This is a genomic window from Constrictibacter sp. MBR-5, from assembly GCF_040549485.1.
Taxonomy (GTDB): Bacteria; Pseudomonadota; Alphaproteobacteria; order JAJUGE01; family JAJUGE01; genus Constrictibacter.
In genome coordinates, this window is sequence record NZ_JBEPTK010000004.1 from 1 (window position 1) to 15,996 (window position 15,996).

Below are 15,996 nucleotides of genomic sequence, written 5' to 3' on the forward strand. Positions count from 1 at the left end.
CGCGACTTCTCCTCCTCGGCAATGAGTCCCTGGCGGAAGGCGCGGTCCAGAACGTCGGTCTGCTGCGTCAATCGCTGCTGCGCCCGATAGAGCGGATCTGCCTGCGCTTTCACCCGCTCCAGCGCCCGCTCGACGGCGGTCGAACTGGTGCCGACGCGCTCCATGGTGATCACCAGCGGGTCGGCCGCCTGCCGCGCCTTGGCGGCGGCGTCGGCCTCGTCGCGGAGCGCCACGTTCAAGCCCGTGACGGCCTGCGCCCCACGTTCGGCGCCGGCGGCGGCCCGGTCCACCGCGGCCGTAAAGGCCTGCGCCCCCGCTTCGGCGCCTCGCGCGTCGATCGTCAGGTCGAGAATTTCGACGGCCTGGTTCATGCTGGGTGCCCTCTTAGTGCAACTTCATCGAAGGCGCATCGGGCGCCGCGAAGTACCGGGCGACGGCGCCGATGATCATCTCGGCTTCCTCTTGGTACACCTCGCGGCCCAGCTCCGCGGCCAGGAGGTCGAGCGCCCGCCCGACCGTTTGCATCGCCTCCTCGCCATGCGCCATCGCGAGGTCGAAGAGCGTGTCCTTCATGTCCTCCGCCCATGTCGCGCCGCCGGCCGGGTTCGGAGCCCGGCCGGCCGCGTCGGTGCGCGCCACGGCGGCCCCGGAGCGTTGTCCGCCCGCACGCTGTTGGCTGTTGTTCGATGAGCCGCGGTCACCTGCCAACTGGACCGCGCCGGGTCGCACACCGGACTTGCTGCTCATTCCTTGGTCGTCCTTCGCCCGATCCGCTTCGCCGGCTTGGCGGCGGCGTTCTCGCGCGCCGCCTTGGCGCCTGCCGCCGCCGCGGCCGGATCGATACCGACGGCCCGCTCGGCGGTCGCGAGCCTCGCCTCGACGTCGAGCAGGCGATCGGTCAGTGCTCCCACCAGCGCCGTAAGGCGGCTGTTCAGGTCACCGGCCATCTGGTGCCGCCGCCGGCCGGGATGCCGCGCCGTGCTGCGCCTCAAGCTTGGCGAGGATTTCAGCCGATTCGGGCGTGAGCCCGATGGCCTCCTCCAGCGCCTTGATGCGGACGACCATGTCGGTCATCTCCGCCCAGATCTTCGCCTCTCCGCTCAGTCGTTTGGTCACGCCTTCACCTCGTCCACGAGCCCCAGATTGTGCGCCTGCACGGCAGTCAGCTCGGCTCCGCGCGCCACGCACTGCGCCACCGCCGATTTCGGCATGCCGGTGCCCGCCAGGGCCGCGGCGATGCGCTGGTCGGCGGCGGCGGTCAGGTTCGCGAGCGCCGTGAGCCGCGCGGCGGTCATCCGGCCGCGGGGCGGGTCGAGCGTGGCATGATGCAGGAGAAGTCGCGCGCCGGGTGCGGCCGTGCGCCGGTCGGCGGCGGCGAGGATCAGCCCCGCGGCCGAGTGCGCCTTGATCGGGACGTGAGCCTCGACGGCGCCGCGATGGGCGCGGATGCGGGCGGCGATCCGCTCGGCCTCCACGACGCTGCCGCCTTCGGACGTGAGCCGGATCCGGAAGCCAGCCTGCGGCCCGATGCCGGCCAAGAACTTCTCGACACGCGCGAGGCTGATAGGGCAGTCGGGGCCGATCTCGCCGGCCAGGCGCAGCACCGGAGCCGATGCCGGGAGCGCCGATGCGAGCGTGCACCGGACGGCGGCGAGCGTCGCTGCGGCTCGGTCCTTCGGCGACGTCAGCCCCAGGCGGCGGGCAAGGATCTCCGGCACGCCGCCGATCGGCACGCCCACCGCCGCCGCCGGCATCCTCGCCGCGAGCCGCGACATGATCGCGGGCGTCGTCACTTCGCCCTCGCGGCGGCACGGCGGGCGGCGTTCTCCAGCGCGCCAAGCCCCTGCGGGATGCGCCAGTGCCGATCACGGGCGCCGCCGATCGGCCGGTTGATTTCGACTTCGGCCGCCTCCAGCGTGGTCAGGGCCGCCGTCAATTCGGCGATGGCGCGGACCGCGACGGTAGCAGCCTGGCGCATCGCCGGCTCCAGCGCCTTGCGCACCCGGGCTGCATGCTCCCGACGAAGCGCCAGCAGCGCCGGGCGGGCGGCGTTGATCTGCCGCTCCAGTTCGAGGCGGGCGGCTTCCAACTCGGCGATGCGCACTTCCGCGGCCCGGCCGGTGCGCATGTCGCCGCGGTTGCCTACCAGTGCCCGCGCCTCTTCGTGAGCCAGTTCGCGCGCATCGCGAAGCCGGCGGCTATTCGCTTCGGCCTCGATCAGGGCGGCGGGCCGCTTCACGCTTGCGGCGATGGCGGCCGGCGACGGCGCGTCGATCGCAGGGTCGACGGCGATGTCGGGAAGGCGGTTGCGGTCGAACATCATGTGGCTCTCCTTCGATGCAGCCGATTGGAGCACGCGCGCGCGGCAGCGGCCCGTAACGACGTTACTTTTCGTGTCGGATCGCCTGCGCGACGAGGTCGGCCACGGCCTGCGCCACGAGCGCCGGCCGCAGGACTTCGGCTTCGGTGAGCCGCCCCGTGGACACGAGGAAGTCGGCCAGCGCGAACTCGTCCACCTCGATGCGGATGCAGACGAGCCCCAGGGCATCGCGCATCCGATGGCGCGCCTGCCGCTCGGCGTTGGTGAGCGGCATGGCGTCATAGCTCCCACTGCTCGATGCCGAGCCGGTCGCATAGCGCGATCAGGTCGCGCCGCGCGTCGCGCTCGATCGCGATCTCCGGCCGCGGCCTTGGGTTGCCAGCGCGGTCGACGTGGACCAGCCCATGCTCGGCGAGAGCGGCCCGCGCGGCGGCGATCCTGTCCAGCAGCTCCGCCGCCAGCGTGAGAATCGCCTCGCCGCCGGGGCGGACGTCGTGCTCCCGGCAGATCCGGGCGAACCATGCTGCAGCGGCCGGCGAGAGGTGCGCGGGCGGCTTCGGGCGACGGATGCTCATGGGGTGCGTCTCCGGCATGAGATGGCGCGCCGACGGCCGCATAGGGCGCGGATCGGCGCAGTGATTGATTTCCGATGCAGTGTCGCGACGGGCGGGCAGATGCGGCCCCATGCGCCAGATTGGCGGATTTGTGCGGTTCCGCGGCGGGCGAGTGCGCCTCGATGCGGCCGGAAGTGCCGAGTTTTTCGGCCGAAACGACCAATTTCCGGCAAAATATCGGCGGCGAAAATAAAATGCGTGGATGAGCCCACACCGGTTGGCAAGGTAGCCGGCCCCAGGTCTTCACCCGCCCCCGGGCCCCCTGCAGCCGCCGGTCGGCGCCCATGGCCTCCGCAGCCTCGGCCGATTGCAGGTTGGGCAAGCCGAAGCGCCAATCTGCAATTCCGCGTGCCGAAGCCACATTGAGCAGCCCAGAATGTTAATCTGGCTTTGCGGAAGATTTCCCACCCGCCGGTTCGCGCCCTTCGGCACCCCAGACTCTGCCCTGCCCCCGGCCCGGTCATCGCCGCCGGTCCTGGTCGTCGCTGCCCTGGTGCTCGGCCTGGTCGAGCATGTCGAACTGCGCCGGCTCGGCGTCGGTCGGCTCGGTCGTCGGCCGGACCGCGATCGGCGCCTGCGCGTTGCGCCATGCGGCCATCAGGCGGCGGCTCGCGCGGGTGCGGTTCGACGTGGCCATCAGGGTGCGGCGGGCCTTCATCGGCGTGCCATCAGCCGGCCGCCATCATGGCGCGCCGGCGCCTCATGTCGCGGAGCTTGGGCGGAAGTTCCGCATCCCACTCCGCCTGCGTCTTCCCGTGGGCCAGCATGCACGCGCGGTCCGCGCCGGTCAGCCGCTCGGCGCGGATCCGGTCGAGCCGGGCCCGTAGCTCATCCTCCCCGATCTCGCGGGCGTGGGCCTCGTACTGCCATGCCGTCCGCTGCGGGCTCTCCTCGCCGACGAGGTATGGCCGCCACCGCTTCACGGCGTCCTCGACGTGCCGTGCAAGCCGCGCATCGGCCCGCGCCAGCGCTTCGGCCCTCGACGTCACGCCGAGCGCATCGGCGTCGGCGATCGCCTTGAGCTTGGCGCCGAGTCCCTCGGTCATATCGCGCCAGGAGAACATCTCGTCGTGGATCTTCTCGAGCAGCTCGCTCAGCCGCGGCCAGAACTTCTCGGTGCGCAGCCAGGACTGGCACGCCGCGGCGAGTGCCCATGTGGGGAAGCGCTGCAGCTCGTCGATCAGGTCAGCCGCGACCAACTGCATGCCCTGCTCATCAAGGTCCCGGCGCGGGAAGTGCAGTGCGAGGCGCGCCAACTGCGCCGCGACGAACTCCCGGCCGGCGGGTGCCCGGTTGGCCTCCAGCCACCGTGCGGCGTCCTCGGCGTCGGCGCGAACCGCTTCCGTGATCGGCTGCACCGGCAGATGCCCGAATGCGCGCATCGCCAGTTCGCCCGTCGGCGTAGTCGCCGACCAGTGAGTGCTCTCAATCTCGACGGCGAGCAGCCGCTGCGCCGAAGGCGGCAAAGAGCCCGGCCGTACCGCCAGAGGTCCGCCGGGCAGGGCGAGTGCGTGCATCTTCCAAGTCCTTCCGGATCCAGTTGCGCCATGTCGCCGACCAATCGGCCTTCACGCCCTTCGCTCCGGAAGCGGCAAGCCAGTGGTCGCGGAAGCGGTCCCAGGCTGCGCCCGGGTCGCGGTGGCCCTGCTCGATGGCCCAAGCGGACCACTCGTCGGGCAAATCCATATCGGGGGGAATGCGGGTGCCGCGGGGCGCGGAAGCGCCCTCTCTCATAGGCGGTTTACTAGGCGGTTTACTATAAGAGGTCTTGGCGGAACGGCTGTTCCTGTTCTCCCGGAACGGCTGTTCCTGTTCTCTGGAACGGCTGTTCCTGTTCTCTGCTGGAGATGAGGAACCGTCGTTCCTGTTTAGGGGGCGGTAAGATAGGGAACCGTCGTTCCTGTTCTCCATGTTCGGGACGTAGTGGCTGGAGACGCCTGGACCGCGCCCACGCCTCACCTGACTGAACCAGCCGCCAGCTATCAGACGTTGCACCGCACTGCGCACGGCGCGATCGGTTACGCCGATTTGCAGGGCAAGCCATTCCTGCGACGGCCAGGCGAAGCCCTCCGCAGCGTCGTACTTGTCGAGCAGCATGAAGGCGACGCGGCGGTCTATGTCGCCGAGATCCGGATCAAGCTGGACGCGCTGAATGAACCGCCATTGGGCGAGCAGGGTGTGCGCCATCGGCTACGCCGCTCCGCCGGGTCCAAGGCCGAAGCTACGGCGCGACCATGCGCCTTGCGGTTGGCGCGCCTCGGTGGCATTTTCCGGAGCGTCGAGCTTGCCCGCGTCGACTTTTCCGAAGCGCTCCCGGGGACGGCGGTCCCGCGGGGGCGCTTTCTGTTTTGGGCCCACCTCAGGCAGCCGCGGGCGCGGCACCATTGATCATTCGCTCAAGCTGAAGTCGCGGCACGAGGATTTTCCGGCCGATGCGGATATGCGGCACCTCGCCCCGCGCGATGGCCTCATAGATGCCATTGCGAGATAGGCGGAGGATCTGGCGCGCCTCCTCCGGGGTATAGAGTGCGGTGTTGTTCTCGCTCACCTGCCATCTCCTGTTTAATCACGCGAAAACCCGTGACTTAATCACCGTTACCACGCCACCCCGTCCTTGACAAAGGTTTTTTCACGGGATATCACGTGACTAAATCGGATAAGAAGGGATGGCAGATGGTTGACCAAGCAAAGCCCGGTCGGAAACGGGGGCGGCCCGCAAATCCCGATGCAGCGAAGCGCAGGAACAACGTGACCATCCGGATGAGCGACGCATTGAAGGCAGCGTTGCAGGACCGAGCGGAGGAACACGGGCGCTCGCTGAGCGAAGAAATTGAGCGACAACTCGATCGCCTGCTCGAGCAGAAAGAAATGCTTCCTGAGACACTTGAGCAGATTTATGGTCGCCAACTCGCCGGTCTTCTTTTGCTTCTCGGCAAGGTCATGAGGGACAGCAGCCGTTCTGCCGCCTTTTCGATCGAGCCGACACTGGAAGCCGCAGAAGGTTGGATGGACCGTCCGTGGGCTTTCGAGCAGGCGGCTAAGGCTGCGGTCACAGTGATCGAGGCGGTAAGGCCGGAGGGCGAGCCGGCGCCACCTCATTCTATTACGAAGCTTCCCGATCCGATTAAGTCGTCGATGCTCAACGTCGGCGAAAGCTTTGCCCGCACTGCCCTTCTCGCCGTGCATTCTCCCGACCGGGGACCGACGGCGTCTCTGATCAAGTTCGGCGGCGAGGTCCGCGACCTGCTTGGCCCGGCTGCCAATCGGATTGCGGAGGGGAGCCATAGCAATGGCTGAAGGCTCGGTCCGCCAGCGCAGCCCCGGCAGCTGGGAGGTCAAGTACGACCTCGGCCGCGATCCGCAGACGGGCAAGCGGATCACGAAGTTCAAAACGGTGAAGGGGACGAAGCGCGACGCGCAGAAGGAACTGCGGCGGCTGCTGACGACGGTCGATTCCGGGACGCACGTCGATCCTGGCAAGATGACGGTCGCCGAGTGGCTGGTCGAGTGGCTGAAGGAAGCCAAGGCGGCCGTGAGCCCGACCACCTATGAGCGCTATCACATAATCGTCACGAAACACCTTGTCCCGGCCCTCGGGTCGCACCTGCTGGCCAAGCTCGCCCCGGTGCATATCCAGAGCTACTACTCGGAGGCGCTCGTCTCCGGCCGACGCGATGGCAAGGGTGGGCTCTCTGCCCAGACGGTCCGCCACCACGACCGTGCGCTCAACGTTGCCATGAAGCGCGCCAGGGCGTTGCGGTTGATCGCGACAAACCCCGTGGAAGACGTGTCGGCGCCCAAGGTCGAGCGGCAGGAGATCGAGGTCCTCGCGCCGGAGGAAGCTGCGGCGCTGCTGAAGGCGGCCGCCGGGACGCGCCTGCATATGCCGATCTTCGTCACGCTGGCCACCGGCCTCCGACGCGGCGAGGTACTGGCGTTGCGCTGGTCGGACCTCGACCTCGACCGCGGCGTGATGACGGTCGCGCAGAGCCTCGAACAAACGGAAGCCGGTTTGCGGTTCAAGGCGCCGAAGACGAAGCGCAGCCGGCGGACGATCGCCTTGTCGGGATCCGTCGTGGAAGTGCTCCGGGCGCACCGGGCGCGGCAGGCGGCGGAGCGGCTGCAGCTTGGCCTCGGTCGCGACGCGGCGGCCCTCGTCTTCCCCCAGGTCACCGGTGAGCCCACGAACCCGCACACCTTCTCGCGGCGGTTCGCCGAACTGGTCGAGCGGGCGAAGGTCCGGCCGGTCACCTTCCACGCGCTGCGGCACACGCACTTCACCGAGCTGCTGCGCGCCGGCGTCCACCCGAAGATCGCATCCGAGCGCGCCGGGCACGCCTCAGTGTCGGTGACGATGGACGTCTACAGCCACGCCATCCCAGGCATGCAGGAAGACGCCGCCGCCCGGATAGACGAGGCGCTGCGCAAGGTCCTGGAAAGCTGAGGCGCCGCGCATGGTCGAGAGAGGCACCATCGTCACGTCCGGCTTGGACCGCGATCTGCTGGCCGCGATCGGCGAGGTCGCGACGGCGTCGACCGCGCTGGAGCATGTCCTGCACCTGGTAATCAAGCGACTGCATGGCGGCGGCTGGGACGCCGGAATGGAGCTCGCCCAGAAGAACCGAAACACATGGAAGGCGAAGTGCCAGATCGCGGCGAAGATCTTCCCCGGCTCCGCCGCGGCGAAGCCCGACGAGGCCGCGTTCAAGGATCTGCTCGCCCGCATCGAGGCGGCCGGCCGGGATCGCGGCGCCTACATCCATAGCTTCGTGTTCCGCACCCGCGCCGGCGCCGAGCTGCGGCTCAATAGGGACACTCCAGTAAGCCCGGACGTGGATCAGGTGCGCGATCTCGCCGCACGTCTGTGGGCTCTCATGGTCGAGTTGAACAGGGCGGTGCCGCCCGAAAAGGCCGCTGAAGAACAACCCGGAAGCTGAGGGTGGCAATCGGGTGGCAATCGGCCTCTTGCTACCTTGCCCGCTTCCGCTAAGGTGTTGAAACCGAACGACGGAAGGGAAACGCACCCCGGTGGGGCGCCTGGTCTTCAAAACCAGTGAGGGGGCGCAGGCCGTTCCCTGGTGGGTTCGACCCCCACTCCCTTCCGCCAGACCCCTTTTTGAGTGGATTATCAATAGCTTAGGCCACTTGGATGCATCCATAGCCGGTTGATGCATCCAAATTGCCGCTTGTTTGGGCAGGTCTAGGACGGCAGAATCATAGGTGCGCCCATCGGTGCCGCTTGTGAATGGCGCTCACCGTTTGGTTGCTAACGCCGTATCTGTCCGCAACCGCTTGTTGCCTCATGCCTTCCGCAATCAGCTTCCTAATTTCTAGTACGTCCGATTCGGTAAGCCGAGAATTCGGGTTCCGTTCTCCTAATGTTTGTCGTTTGCGTTCCTTCATATCGTTGCTGTTGTCTTGTTTATCTCCTGACAACAAGTGTTCCGGGTTGCAACACGCTGGATTGTCGCAAGAATGCCTTACGAGAACGGTAGCCGGAAGGTCTTCAATTCCATTTTGCATCATATAAGACAATCTATGCATTCTAAGGAATTTACCATCTACCTTTGCCTTTCCATATCCGTCTTTATCCTTATACCCAATCCAATTCCAACAACCAGTTTCTTTATCAATCTGAATTTTGTTATTAAATCCATACACAAAACCTTTCCTCAATTATTAACATAACAATTATATTTATCCCACTCGTCTAACATTCCACTCAGAAAGGTAAAATATGTCCATATACACCAACGTCTACAAAGACCGCCGCACCGGCATGTACTACTATCGTAAGGTTATCCCTCCCGAACTGAGGGAGACGTTAGGACGTACTGAAATCCGTAGGAGCCTCAAAACCAAGGCACCCGGACAGGCGAAGATTGCGGCTCTAGCCGTAGCTATGGACGTAGAGAACCAGCTACAGCAAGCCCGCCAAGCGTCTGCACGAACCGACAAAGAAATAGCCGCCCTAGCTATCGAATGGCTATATTTTCAATATGATATGGAAAATATGGATACGTACCTCGAAAAGGGTACGTTCATAAAAACCGATGATGAATTAGTTTCTTCAATCAATGCATTCATAAAAGAGAAAGGCATATCCCTTTCCGAATTTGATTATGATCGGTTCCATAAGCGTTCAATGCGTATGGCTATCGAGGTGTTCGGAACTGCTACCGGCAAGACTCCCCTATGGGAAACCTATCGGCAAACGTTCCCCAAAACTGAAATTGAGAAAAAAGCACCGGTTGTTATTACGATAACGGACCTTTTGAATAAGTGGAAAGCCGAACGCAACCCAGGCAAACAGACGGCTCACGAATTCACGATGAACGTTGAACGGTTCGTTAAGGAATTCGGCAACATGAATGTTAAGGATATTGATAAGGCATTAATGAGGGAGTTTAAAGACCGCCTCATTAATATGCCTAAGATTATTCGCGGCGAACAATTGCGTATGTCAATGTCGGAAGTGATTGCTTCCCAGGCACCCGGCTATCAGAAAGTTTCAGCTAAGACAGTTAACAAGTACCTTGGTTATATCGGTATCATTTTTAATTGGGGGGTTAACAATGGCTATATGGAAATCAACCCATCTGCCCGGCTTTCAGTGAGTGAGAAAGGTAGCGATAAAGCCCGCATCGCTTACACACCGGAAGATATGCAGAAAATCATTGCTGCCGTGTCTGTCCATAAGAACGACAAGGCTACAGCCGAACGCTATTGGCTAACGGTACTCGCCATGTATACAGGCGCACGATTGGAGGAATTGGGGCAATCTGATATAGCCGATATCAAGAACCAAAACGGCATCATATATCTTGATATCCATAACAATGGAGAAGATAGGAGTCTTAAGACTCATAGCTCTAAGCGGTTCGTGCCGCTTCATGCAGATTTGCTAGAGCTAGGGTTTATGGATTACGTGAAGTCATTGGACGGAACAAAGCTGTTCCCCAATCTGAAACCTAATGTGAATGGTTCTCTGACTGCTACGTTTAGTAAGTGGTATAACAAGTACGCTAGGCGAACGGTTGGCATTGAAGATAGCCGTAAGGTGTTCCACTCATTCCGTCACGCCTTCAAAGAACGGTGCCGTGAAGCTGGCATCATGACAGAGGTACATGACAGGCTAACCGGTCATACCCCTGCGAACGTTGGCGGTAGCTATGGCGATTACCCCTTAACGGTTCTCTCTGAGGCTATAGGCAAACTCAGATTTCCTATCGTTTGAAACCTGTTTCTTTCCATCTGGCAAAACAATAACTGTCACGAATGGATCATTAGTAAGGGGTATCAGCGATTGCTCTAGCTGATACTCCTTTTCTATATACGTTCCACATTTCTCGCATTTCACTTCTAGAAATCCGACAATCATTAATCCGAACATAACGATAAACATAACGAACAATACAAACGTCATTGCCTTTCCGCTATTATCGAATATCACTTTTAAAAAATCCGCCCAACCACTCATAGCACTTACCCATTTCTAGAACATATAACTATTTACCCCTATCGATACATAAACTTTATTTCGCATTCCCGACACATATGCGACACTTTATTACAAATCGTATAAATAAGGATACGAAATAATGGGTATTTTATTATGGATTTTGAGACTATGACGTACCAAGAGATAAGAAAATTCCTAGAAGCCAAACGCAATGATGCAGATAATAACCTGCAATATGCGAATGAACTTAAGAAACAGGTTAATGAATTCATGAAAAGTAGACGCGACTCAACTGAAAAGGAGATTGATGATGGACAATAAAGAGAAAGCGGAACATTTAGCGCATCTGAAAAAGAAACGAACCACTCGTAAGGGACTTAGAAACAAGTATCAAGATCCCAATGAAGTTCTTAGGAAGAATTTGAATAAGGCAAAATCCATAGCGTTGCAGTTCTGGAAAGATAACATTAGTGAGGCATTGGCTTATATCGACGTAGAGAACCAGATCCCCCCACGCCCAGGACCGGACGCTACACCTACACAGGTTATGCAATACAATAAGATGCTTCAATCCATGGCGATTACCAAACGTCAATATGCTTTGAACATACGCCAGTTATCTAAAATCCTTTGCGCTGATTTCCAGAAAGACGACAGAGGTATTATTTCCGGTAAAGAGAATATCAAAGCCGCTATGAAATTGCAGCAAGAAGGTATGTCTATTATTGAAGAAGCAAGAGCAAAATTGAGAAAAAAGGATAATGGATGATAAATGCACGTTTTATGAATTCGTTTTTATATGGAATGAATTATGCGGATATGATGTTCCTGAAATACATGAACGCTTCATAAATTTTATTGAGACTACCGAAGGTGTATATGACAGAAGAATCATTTACGCATTTCGTGAGTCCGGTAAATCTTATATCATTTCATTATATGTCGCTTGGAAGATTTACTTAGATGCAAACTTCACTGCGGTTATAGTATCTGCCGAAGGTAACTTGGCCACTGAAAGAGCTAGGTTCATTAAGGAAGTTATTGAGACACACCCTTTAACGAAACACTTAGCTCCTACAAAAGAAAACTTAAAACGCTACAATGCCAGTTCGGAAACCAGCCAACTATTACGCAGCACATGGCGAAAGAACAACTTTACGGTAATCAGAAGCAAGGTTGATCTTGCTCCTACATGCCGTGTTCTTTCTATCGGTTCATCCTTAGCCGGTGCCCACGCTGATATTTCAATCATTGATGATGCTGAATCCGAAAAGAACGTACAGACTTCCAAAAGCCGTGAAGATTTGAAACGTAAGTTTTCTCATTTGCTTTCTGTATCTCAGAACAGAATGCTTGTAGTTGGCACACCGCATCATGAAGAAAGTCTATATGAACATCTACGTGAACATTCTGATTTTCATTGGCTAACACAAACGCCTTATAAAGACGGCTCCCCACCTTCGCCTAAGTGGTTAGATGGCGATTTCTCCGCTTACCCTGGCGAACCAATCTGGCCGGAAGTGGTATCTATCGAGCGACTACAGACGACTAGACGAAACTCTAGTACCGGCTTCTACATGTCTCAGTACATGTTGATTCCGTCAACAGTCACGGACTCTGTACTAGAACCAACCGCTATCAGGAATTACAAGCTAGACCTTAGAGAAAGTGATTTCGAGAGAACCGCCTTTGGTAATCCGAAAATCAGCATTGGTGAATTGTCTGTAAGAAAGATTGTCGGTTATTGGGATAGTGCGCTAGGTCAATCTTATGGGGATAGGTCAGTACTAGCTATAGCTGCCATGATGGATAATAACGACATTTACGTATTGGATATAGTCACGTTGCCGGAAGCCGATCTAACGTTGGAACGTCCATTTGAAAAGCAATTTCGTTCTGTCTTAGCTGCGATGAAGAGATATCATTGCCGGGAGATTTACATAGAAAGCAACTTCATTAAGACATTGCCTAGCGAATTGGCGGTATATGCGAAGGCGGTTCAACAGAAGATCAAGGTTCACACTGTCAACAGAACAAGCTCTCAAAACAAAAAGAAACTTATCACTGACACATTACAACCGGTTATCAGCTTTGGACGTTTATATATTCCGCCTCATGTCCGTTCTCACCCGCATTTTCTTATGGAAGTGAAGCATCATCCTTATTCAACGAAAGATGACTGTATCGACGCCTTAACCGGTGCGATCATGCATCTTCCAGGGGTTAAAAGCCAAGCTCATAAGGCTCCTGCAATTCGTCACGGTTTCGGAAATTCGGAAATGGGAAATAATATTATCAACCGATACACCCTAGGTTCATAACCCACATTCCTGTTTGACATTCATACCGGAATCATGCTGCTATCCGTTTCGGTACGGTTCATATGGAGGTTCTAGGTTATGGCTAAGGCTCCCGCTTCCTCGCAGCCCATGCTTGCCGGTTTCAAACTGGTCACTGAGGCAAAGCCCATCGGGAATGCAGCGGTACAGAAAGACCCTATCGCCAACTTCAAAGGCGGAATCGACAAACAGCTAGAATTCGTTGAACTGGAGTTGGCAGGTAAGCCCCTGCCCATGACGAATAAGGGACGCAAGGTGCGTCTGGCCTACTTCCGCAAGGGTGGCGTCTGGTACATCACGTTGAAGTACGGGAACACGAACCTCCTGATCGATGGTCGCGGCACTGTGGAAGCTGGCCCGACGCTGGAGAACGTGAAACAGGCGTTTGAAGCCATCAGGAACGCGGCGGACAACGAATTGAGGGAACCGATCACCGAAGCTGCCGACGCTATCGGTGCACGGCTTAAGGGTCGTACAGGACGCAAGAAAGCCGCATAGCCTAGCGGTCACATTCGGCACACAAGAATGAGGGGAGCTATCACGGCTCCCCTCTCTTTTTGTCTCTATGGTCCCAGGATCGATGCAGCCACGAGCCTACCCAGATTGAAGATTGGCGCGGCTACAGCGTTCTCGAAATACGGGTAACAGGGACGACCTGCCCCGACTGCCACCTCATACGACACGCTTATCGTGGGATTGTATGAAACGTATAGAACAGTAGACCAGTAGTTAGTGCTGTTTTATTTGACACAGTTACAAGAACGTTTGTTCCTGGATCACGAGCCGCAATAGTTGGTGTATTTAAAGCACCCAGAGTCGCCACAGCAAGATTGTGATTAGCCACCACTGAATCATCATTTACTGCCGCTGCGGTTGAAATAAAACCACTACTTAAGCTAGGAGTACCGCCACTTGGCACCACAACTACCTGCTCTGTTATTATTGCAACTATCTGTCCAACTCGGGCAGTATATACGGGAACGAAATTGACAGTTCTCATATCGAGAACCGCCGTATATTGCAATCCAGTTCGAAGCGAAGTTGAGGCGTTCGTAAACGTTCCTCCACCTGTCCGCCCACGTGATCCGATAAAAGGATCTAAGCAATTCGAAGCGATATCAAAGCTAGTCGCAATGGCACCAATTACATGATAATTGTCAATAGTGAAACGATCGCTATCAACGAGCTTCACCATAGTAGTTGAAGTTGCTCCCGCAGCAATTTCGACTTTGAGATTATTAACAGAACAATCATCGGAACCATTAAAATCTACAGCAATACCATTAGTTGGCAGTTCTTTAATAGTAAGATTGGTAACTTGATGATCGTCTCCATTATTAGAGAAGAATCCTTTTACGCAACGAATCGCGTTAATGTTATTCCATACCGCCTTGCTACCATCTTGTGCACCCGCCGCAGTGTGGAAATCAATTACTGTAATATTATTATATGTATTTGAAAATGCGTCGTTACCGGAACTATCATCTTTGTGCTGGACCGCAATACGGGTTATTTCGTCCCCTTCATACAGTTCAAAATGCATGTTGCTATATATGTTGCCATGACAACCATTTGACGTTAATCCATGACTCCATAATTTATATGCACTGAAATTCTCCAAAACGTTACCAGTCGCTTCTGTCGCCAAACGCCCCGACGAGCTTCTGTTGTCGCTGAGATGAAACTTGTGAGAAGCCCCAACGCCATCGGCTGTTATATCGATATATATGCCTCTGATTGCATTATAATGTGAAGAAGCCACTCGAATCGCGTTCTCGTTCAACGCTACAAGCCAATAATAAACATCATGGGTGAGCCCTCCAATGGAAGTACCCCCTCCATTGTCGTACCTCATTACCTCGCCCTGCGCACGCCCATGCGCCGTCAGGGTGATTGAATCTGTTACAGGATCAACATCGCTCGACCCGTCGAAAGTAATAGGAATAGTTCCGTCGTTGGCGGCGACGGTGTAGGCAATACCGGTCATTTCTCCGTAGGCACCATCAAGTATACAATTATTGCATCCATCCATGCTTATGACGCCGCCGCCTCTTTCCGCTTCGTAATCCACCACAATCTCATTGATGTGCTTAATATTGCGGAACGATGTGTTGTCACAATCCAGTGCCCATACCGTCCGATCATCAATATTGGTGCCGACGATGTTCTCAATGAGGCTATCGTGGACCGAATTAAAGTAGATCCCTGCATATGTTCCGTTATTGGCTCGTGCAGTCTGCTTCAGTCCAAAATTACGAAGCCGAACGCCAGTTAATGGGTTGGCAAGAGTCCCGTTAAATACCATCAATACGAATCCGCTTGGCGTGCCGAAGTGAAGAATACTACTATACGGATCAATCCCCTCAATGCTCACATTGCTTCTACCGATGATTGAACTATCGAAATAGTAGGTTTCGAAACCGATCATAAGCGAGATGGATGCCGATGTGCTGGCGATCAGTGCATTGAGTTTAGTTGTATTGGAACTTGCGTTCCCTGCACCGGTACGCATACCGATCTGGGAAAAATTATAGCAGGACGACCCACTTAACTGCTTCCAACGATTACCATTGTTATCAACTACAGTAAATCTTCCGGTACTGTCGAAACGCTCTGATACCGTCGAGTTATCGGTTCCGTCCTTATAATACATACCTTCGCCGCCGTCGCCCGGTGTATAATACCCTTTTAATAAGACATGGCTTGGCGATTCCGCTAATTCTAATAGCGTTAATTCTTCAACCGATTCCAACTCAACGGTAGTAATTCCCTGTCCTATCGTCGCTGGTGTATATAATTTAACATCGGAGGCTGCGTCAAATCCGAATATTTTGTTCGCTCTCTGCGTTGGTATCTCCAATTCTCCGGATGTATCTGTGATTTCTAACTTTAACGATCTGTCAATATCCCTGTTATGCTCTTGAAGCTTCATCCACAATCTATCGATATCTTCATTAATGTTTACCGCACGGTATGCGCCTTCTTCCTGATAATCGATAGTTCTTACCGTTGGGATTTCACGATACATAACAATGACCGCACCTGAAGATGGCACGTGATCTGTTATGAATGTTACGGTTCCGCCATTATCTTCACCTTCACCGGTAACGTTATAATCTGTTCCTCTAACCTTTAGTGTTCCATCAACATAAACAACTATGTCGTCTTTTTCAAATATCTCAAACGGATAAGAGAATGACGCTTGCCCAGAACTTATGTATTGAACACGTGTTACATTATTTTCAATAGCCACATTTTTTG

General features: G+C 56.5%; 21 protein-coding genes and 1 tRNA gene. 8 read left to right on the top strand and 14 right to left on the bottom strand.

Going from position 1 to position 15,996, the window contains the following annotated elements; genetic code table 11:
* The 12 genes from ABIE65_RS09955 to ABIE65_RS10010 all read right to left on the bottom strand — a co-directional run.
* On the bottom strand, nucleotides 1-371 hold a 371-nt coding region (locus ABIE65_RS09955), incomplete at its 3' end, for a hypothetical protein (protein WP_354077431.1).
* Nucleotides 372-384: 13 nt separating this feature from the next.
* Entirely contained in the window at nucleotides 385-747 is a 363-nt protein-coding gene (locus tag ABIE65_RS09960; protein ID WP_354077432.1) for a hypothetical protein, read from the bottom strand.
* The gene (locus ABIE65_RS09965) at nucleotides 744-947 is read right to left on the bottom strand and encodes a hypothetical protein (RefSeq protein ID WP_354077433.1); all 204 of its coding nucleotides are present in this window, start codon (nucleotides 945-947) and stop codon (nucleotides 744-746) included. The genes ABIE65_RS09960 and ABIE65_RS09965 overlap by 4 nt, the downstream gene beginning before the upstream one ends.
* A complete protein-coding gene (locus tag ABIE65_RS09970) occupies nucleotides 937-1,116 on the bottom strand; it encodes a hypothetical protein (protein WP_354077434.1) in 180 nt (59 codons plus the stop codon). Before ABIE65_RS09970 ends, ABIE65_RS09965 begins: the two co-directional genes overlap by 11 nt.
* Nucleotides 1,113-1,793: an ATP-dependent Clp protease proteolytic subunit gene (locus ABIE65_RS09975; RefSeq protein WP_354077435.1), complete on the bottom strand. Its 681-nt coding sequence runs from the start codon at nucleotides 1,791-1,793 to the stop codon at nucleotides 1,113-1,115. The genes ABIE65_RS09970 and ABIE65_RS09975 overlap by 4 nt, the downstream gene beginning before the upstream one ends.
* Nucleotides 1,790-2,323 (bottom strand): hypothetical protein, encoded by a 534-nt coding sequence (locus tag ABIE65_RS09980; protein ID WP_354077436.1) that lies wholly within the window; start codon nucleotides 2,321-2,323, stop codon nucleotides 1,790-1,792. Before ABIE65_RS09980 ends, ABIE65_RS09975 begins: the two co-directional genes overlap by 4 nt.
* A 61-nt stretch (nucleotides 2,324-2,384) precedes the next feature.
* Nucleotides 2,385-2,594 (bottom strand): hypothetical protein, encoded by a 210-nt coding sequence (locus tag ABIE65_RS09985; protein WP_354077437.1) that lies wholly within the window; start codon nucleotides 2,592-2,594, stop codon nucleotides 2,385-2,387.
* Nucleotides 2,595-2,598: 4 nt separating this feature from the next.
* A complete protein-coding gene (locus ABIE65_RS09990; RefSeq protein ID WP_354077438.1) occupies nucleotides 2,599-2,895 on the bottom strand; it encodes a P27 family phage terminase small subunit in 297 nt (98 codons plus the stop codon).
* 499 nt (nucleotides 2,896-3,394) lie between these two features.
* Nucleotides 3,395-3,592 (bottom strand): hypothetical protein, encoded by a 198-nt coding sequence (locus ABIE65_RS09995; protein ID WP_354077439.1) that lies wholly within the window; start codon nucleotides 3,590-3,592, stop codon nucleotides 3,395-3,397.
* A gap of 10 nt (nucleotides 3,593-3,602) precedes the next feature.
* Nucleotides 3,603-4,451 carry a hypothetical protein gene (locus tag ABIE65_RS10000; protein WP_354077440.1) on the bottom strand — a complete coding sequence of 283 codons (849 nt, stop codon included), beginning with the start codon at nucleotides 4,449-4,451 and terminating at the stop codon, nucleotides 3,603-3,605.
* Nucleotides 4,360-5,121: a hypothetical protein gene (locus ABIE65_RS10005; RefSeq protein WP_354077441.1), complete on the bottom strand. Its 762-nt coding sequence runs from the start codon at nucleotides 5,119-5,121 to the stop codon at nucleotides 4,360-4,362. The genes ABIE65_RS10000 and ABIE65_RS10005 overlap by 92 nt, the downstream gene beginning before the upstream one ends.
* A 172-nt stretch (nucleotides 5,122-5,293) precedes the next feature.
* On the bottom strand, nucleotides 5,294-5,482 hold the full coding sequence (locus ABIE65_RS10010) for a helix-turn-helix domain-containing protein (RefSeq protein ID WP_354077443.1): 189 nt from the start codon (nucleotides 5,480-5,482) through the stop codon (nucleotides 5,294-5,296).
* A gap of 125 nt (nucleotides 5,483-5,607) precedes the next feature.
* On the opposite strand from ABIE65_RS10010, the gene ABIE65_RS10015 reads away from it, so the two are divergent.
* The 4 genes from ABIE65_RS10015 to ABIE65_RS10030 all read left to right on the top strand — a co-directional run bounded on the left by ABIE65_RS10015 (nucleotide 5,608) and on the right by ABIE65_RS10030 (nucleotide 8,041).
* Nucleotides 5,608-6,231, top strand: coding sequence for a hypothetical protein (locus ABIE65_RS10015; RefSeq protein ID WP_354077445.1), 624 nt, complete (start codon nucleotides 5,608-5,610; stop codon nucleotides 6,229-6,231).
* Nucleotides 6,224-7,378: a site-specific integrase gene (locus ABIE65_RS10020; RefSeq protein ID WP_354077446.1), complete on the top strand. Its 1,155-nt coding sequence runs from the start codon at nucleotides 6,224-6,226 to the stop codon at nucleotides 7,376-7,378. The genes ABIE65_RS10015 and ABIE65_RS10020 overlap by 8 nt, the downstream gene beginning before the upstream one ends.
* 43 nt (nucleotides 7,379-7,421) lie before the next feature.
* Nucleotides 7,422-7,871, top strand: coding sequence for a hypothetical protein (locus ABIE65_RS10025; protein WP_354077448.1), 450 nt, complete (start codon nucleotides 7,422-7,424; stop codon nucleotides 7,869-7,871).
* 72 nt (nucleotides 7,872-7,943) lie between these two features.
* Nucleotides 7,944-8,041 (top strand) — tRNA-Sec (locus ABIE65_RS10030).
* A gap of 107 nt (nucleotides 8,042-8,148) precedes the next feature.
* On the opposite strand, the gene ABIE65_RS10035 is transcribed toward ABIE65_RS10030, so the two are convergent.
* The gene (locus ABIE65_RS10035; protein ID WP_354077449.1) at nucleotides 8,149-8,595 is read right to left on the bottom strand and encodes an HNH endonuclease; all 447 of its coding nucleotides are present in this window, start codon (nucleotides 8,593-8,595) and stop codon (nucleotides 8,149-8,151) included.
* A gap of 76 nt (nucleotides 8,596-8,671) precedes the next feature.
* Here ABIE65_RS10035 and ABIE65_RS10040 point away from each other — a divergent pair, with 76 nt between their 5' ends.
* The 4 genes from ABIE65_RS10040 to ABIE65_RS10055 all read left to right on the top strand — a co-directional run bounded on the left by ABIE65_RS10040 (nucleotide 8,672) and on the right by ABIE65_RS10055 (nucleotide 13,233).
* Entirely contained in the window at nucleotides 8,672-10,171 is a 1,500-nt protein-coding gene (locus ABIE65_RS10040; RefSeq protein ID WP_354077450.1) for a DUF6538 domain-containing protein, read from the top strand.
* A 535-nt stretch (nucleotides 10,172-10,706) separates the two neighbouring features.
* Complete coding sequence (locus ABIE65_RS10045) at nucleotides 10,707-11,165, top strand: hypothetical protein (RefSeq protein ID WP_354077451.1); 459 nt, start codon at nucleotides 10,707-10,709, stop codon at nucleotides 11,163-11,165.
* On the top strand, nucleotides 11,158-12,717 hold the full coding sequence (gene terL / locus ABIE65_RS10050; protein WP_354077452.1) for a phage terminase large subunit: 1,560 nt from the start codon (nucleotides 11,158-11,160) through the stop codon (nucleotides 12,715-12,717). Before ABIE65_RS10045 ends, terL begins: the two co-directional genes overlap by 8 nt.
* A 78-nt stretch (nucleotides 12,718-12,795) precedes the next feature.
* Nucleotides 12,796-13,233 carry a hypothetical protein gene (locus ABIE65_RS10055; protein ID WP_354077453.1) on the top strand — a complete coding sequence of 146 codons (438 nt, stop codon included), beginning with the start codon at nucleotides 12,796-12,798 and terminating at the stop codon, nucleotides 13,231-13,233.
* Nucleotides 13,234-13,420: 187 nt separating this feature from the next.
* Here the strand turns inward: ABIE65_RS10055 and ABIE65_RS10060 are convergent, their stop codons facing one another.
* Complete coding sequence (locus ABIE65_RS10060; RefSeq protein ID WP_354077455.1) at nucleotides 13,421-15,988, bottom strand: hypothetical protein; 2,568 nt, start codon at nucleotides 15,986-15,988, stop codon at nucleotides 13,421-13,423.
* Nucleotides 15,989-15,996 lie beyond the last annotated feature (8 nt).

What these genes read in the sequence shown, in the direction of transcription:
- ABIE65_RS10005 (WP_354077441.1), bottom strand. Translation starts at nt 5,121, where the DNA reads ATGGCGCACACCCTGCTCGCCCAATGGCGGTTCATTCAGCGCGTCCAG.
- ABIE65_RS09985 (WP_354077437.1), bottom strand. Translation starts at nt 2,594, where the DNA reads ATGCCGCTCACCAACGCCGAGCGGCAGGCGCGCCATCGGATGCGCGAT.
- ABIE65_RS09995 (WP_354077439.1), bottom strand. Translation starts at nt 3,592, where the DNA reads ATGAAGGCCCGCCGCACCCTGATGGCCACGTCGAACCGCACCCGCGCG.
- terL (WP_354077452.1), top strand. Translation starts at nt 11,158, where the DNA reads ATGGATGATAAATGCACGTTTTATGAATTCGTTTTTATATGGAATGAA.
- ABIE65_RS10045 (WP_354077451.1), top strand. Translation starts at nt 10,707, where the DNA reads ATGGACAATAAAGAGAAAGCGGAACATTTAGCGCATCTGAAAAAGAAA.
- ABIE65_RS10055 (WP_354077453.1), top strand. Translation starts at nt 12,796, where the DNA reads ATGGCTAAGGCTCCCGCTTCCTCGCAGCCCATGCTTGCCGGTTTCAAA.
- ABIE65_RS09980 (WP_354077436.1), bottom strand. Translation starts at nt 2,323, where the DNA reads ATGATGTTCGACCGCAACCGCCTTCCCGACATCGCCGTCGACCCTGCG.
- ABIE65_RS09960 (WP_354077432.1), bottom strand. Translation starts at nt 747, where the DNA reads ATGAGCAGCAAGTCCGGTGTGCGACCCGGCGCGGTCCAGTTGGCAGGT.
- ABIE65_RS10020 (WP_354077446.1), top strand. Translation starts at nt 6,224, where the DNA reads ATGGCTGAAGGCTCGGTCCGCCAGCGCAGCCCCGGCAGCTGGGAGGTC.
- ABIE65_RS09965 (WP_354077433.1), bottom strand. Translation starts at nt 947, where the DNA reads ATGGCCGGTGACCTGAACAGCCGCCTTACGGCGCTGGTGGGAGCACTG.
- ABIE65_RS10000 (WP_354077440.1), bottom strand. Translation starts at nt 4,451, where the DNA reads ATGCACGCACTCGCCCTGCCCGGCGGACCTCTGGCGGTACGGCCGGGC.
- ABIE65_RS10015 (WP_354077445.1), top strand. Translation starts at nt 5,608, where the DNA reads ATGGTTGACCAAGCAAAGCCCGGTCGGAAACGGGGGCGGCCCGCAAAT.
- ABIE65_RS09990 (WP_354077438.1), bottom strand. Translation starts at nt 2,895, where the DNA reads ATGAGCATCCGTCGCCCGAAGCCGCCCGCGCACCTCTCGCCGGCCGCT.
- ABIE65_RS10040 (WP_354077450.1), top strand. Translation starts at nt 8,672, where the DNA reads ATGTCCATATACACCAACGTCTACAAAGACCGCCGCACCGGCATGTAC.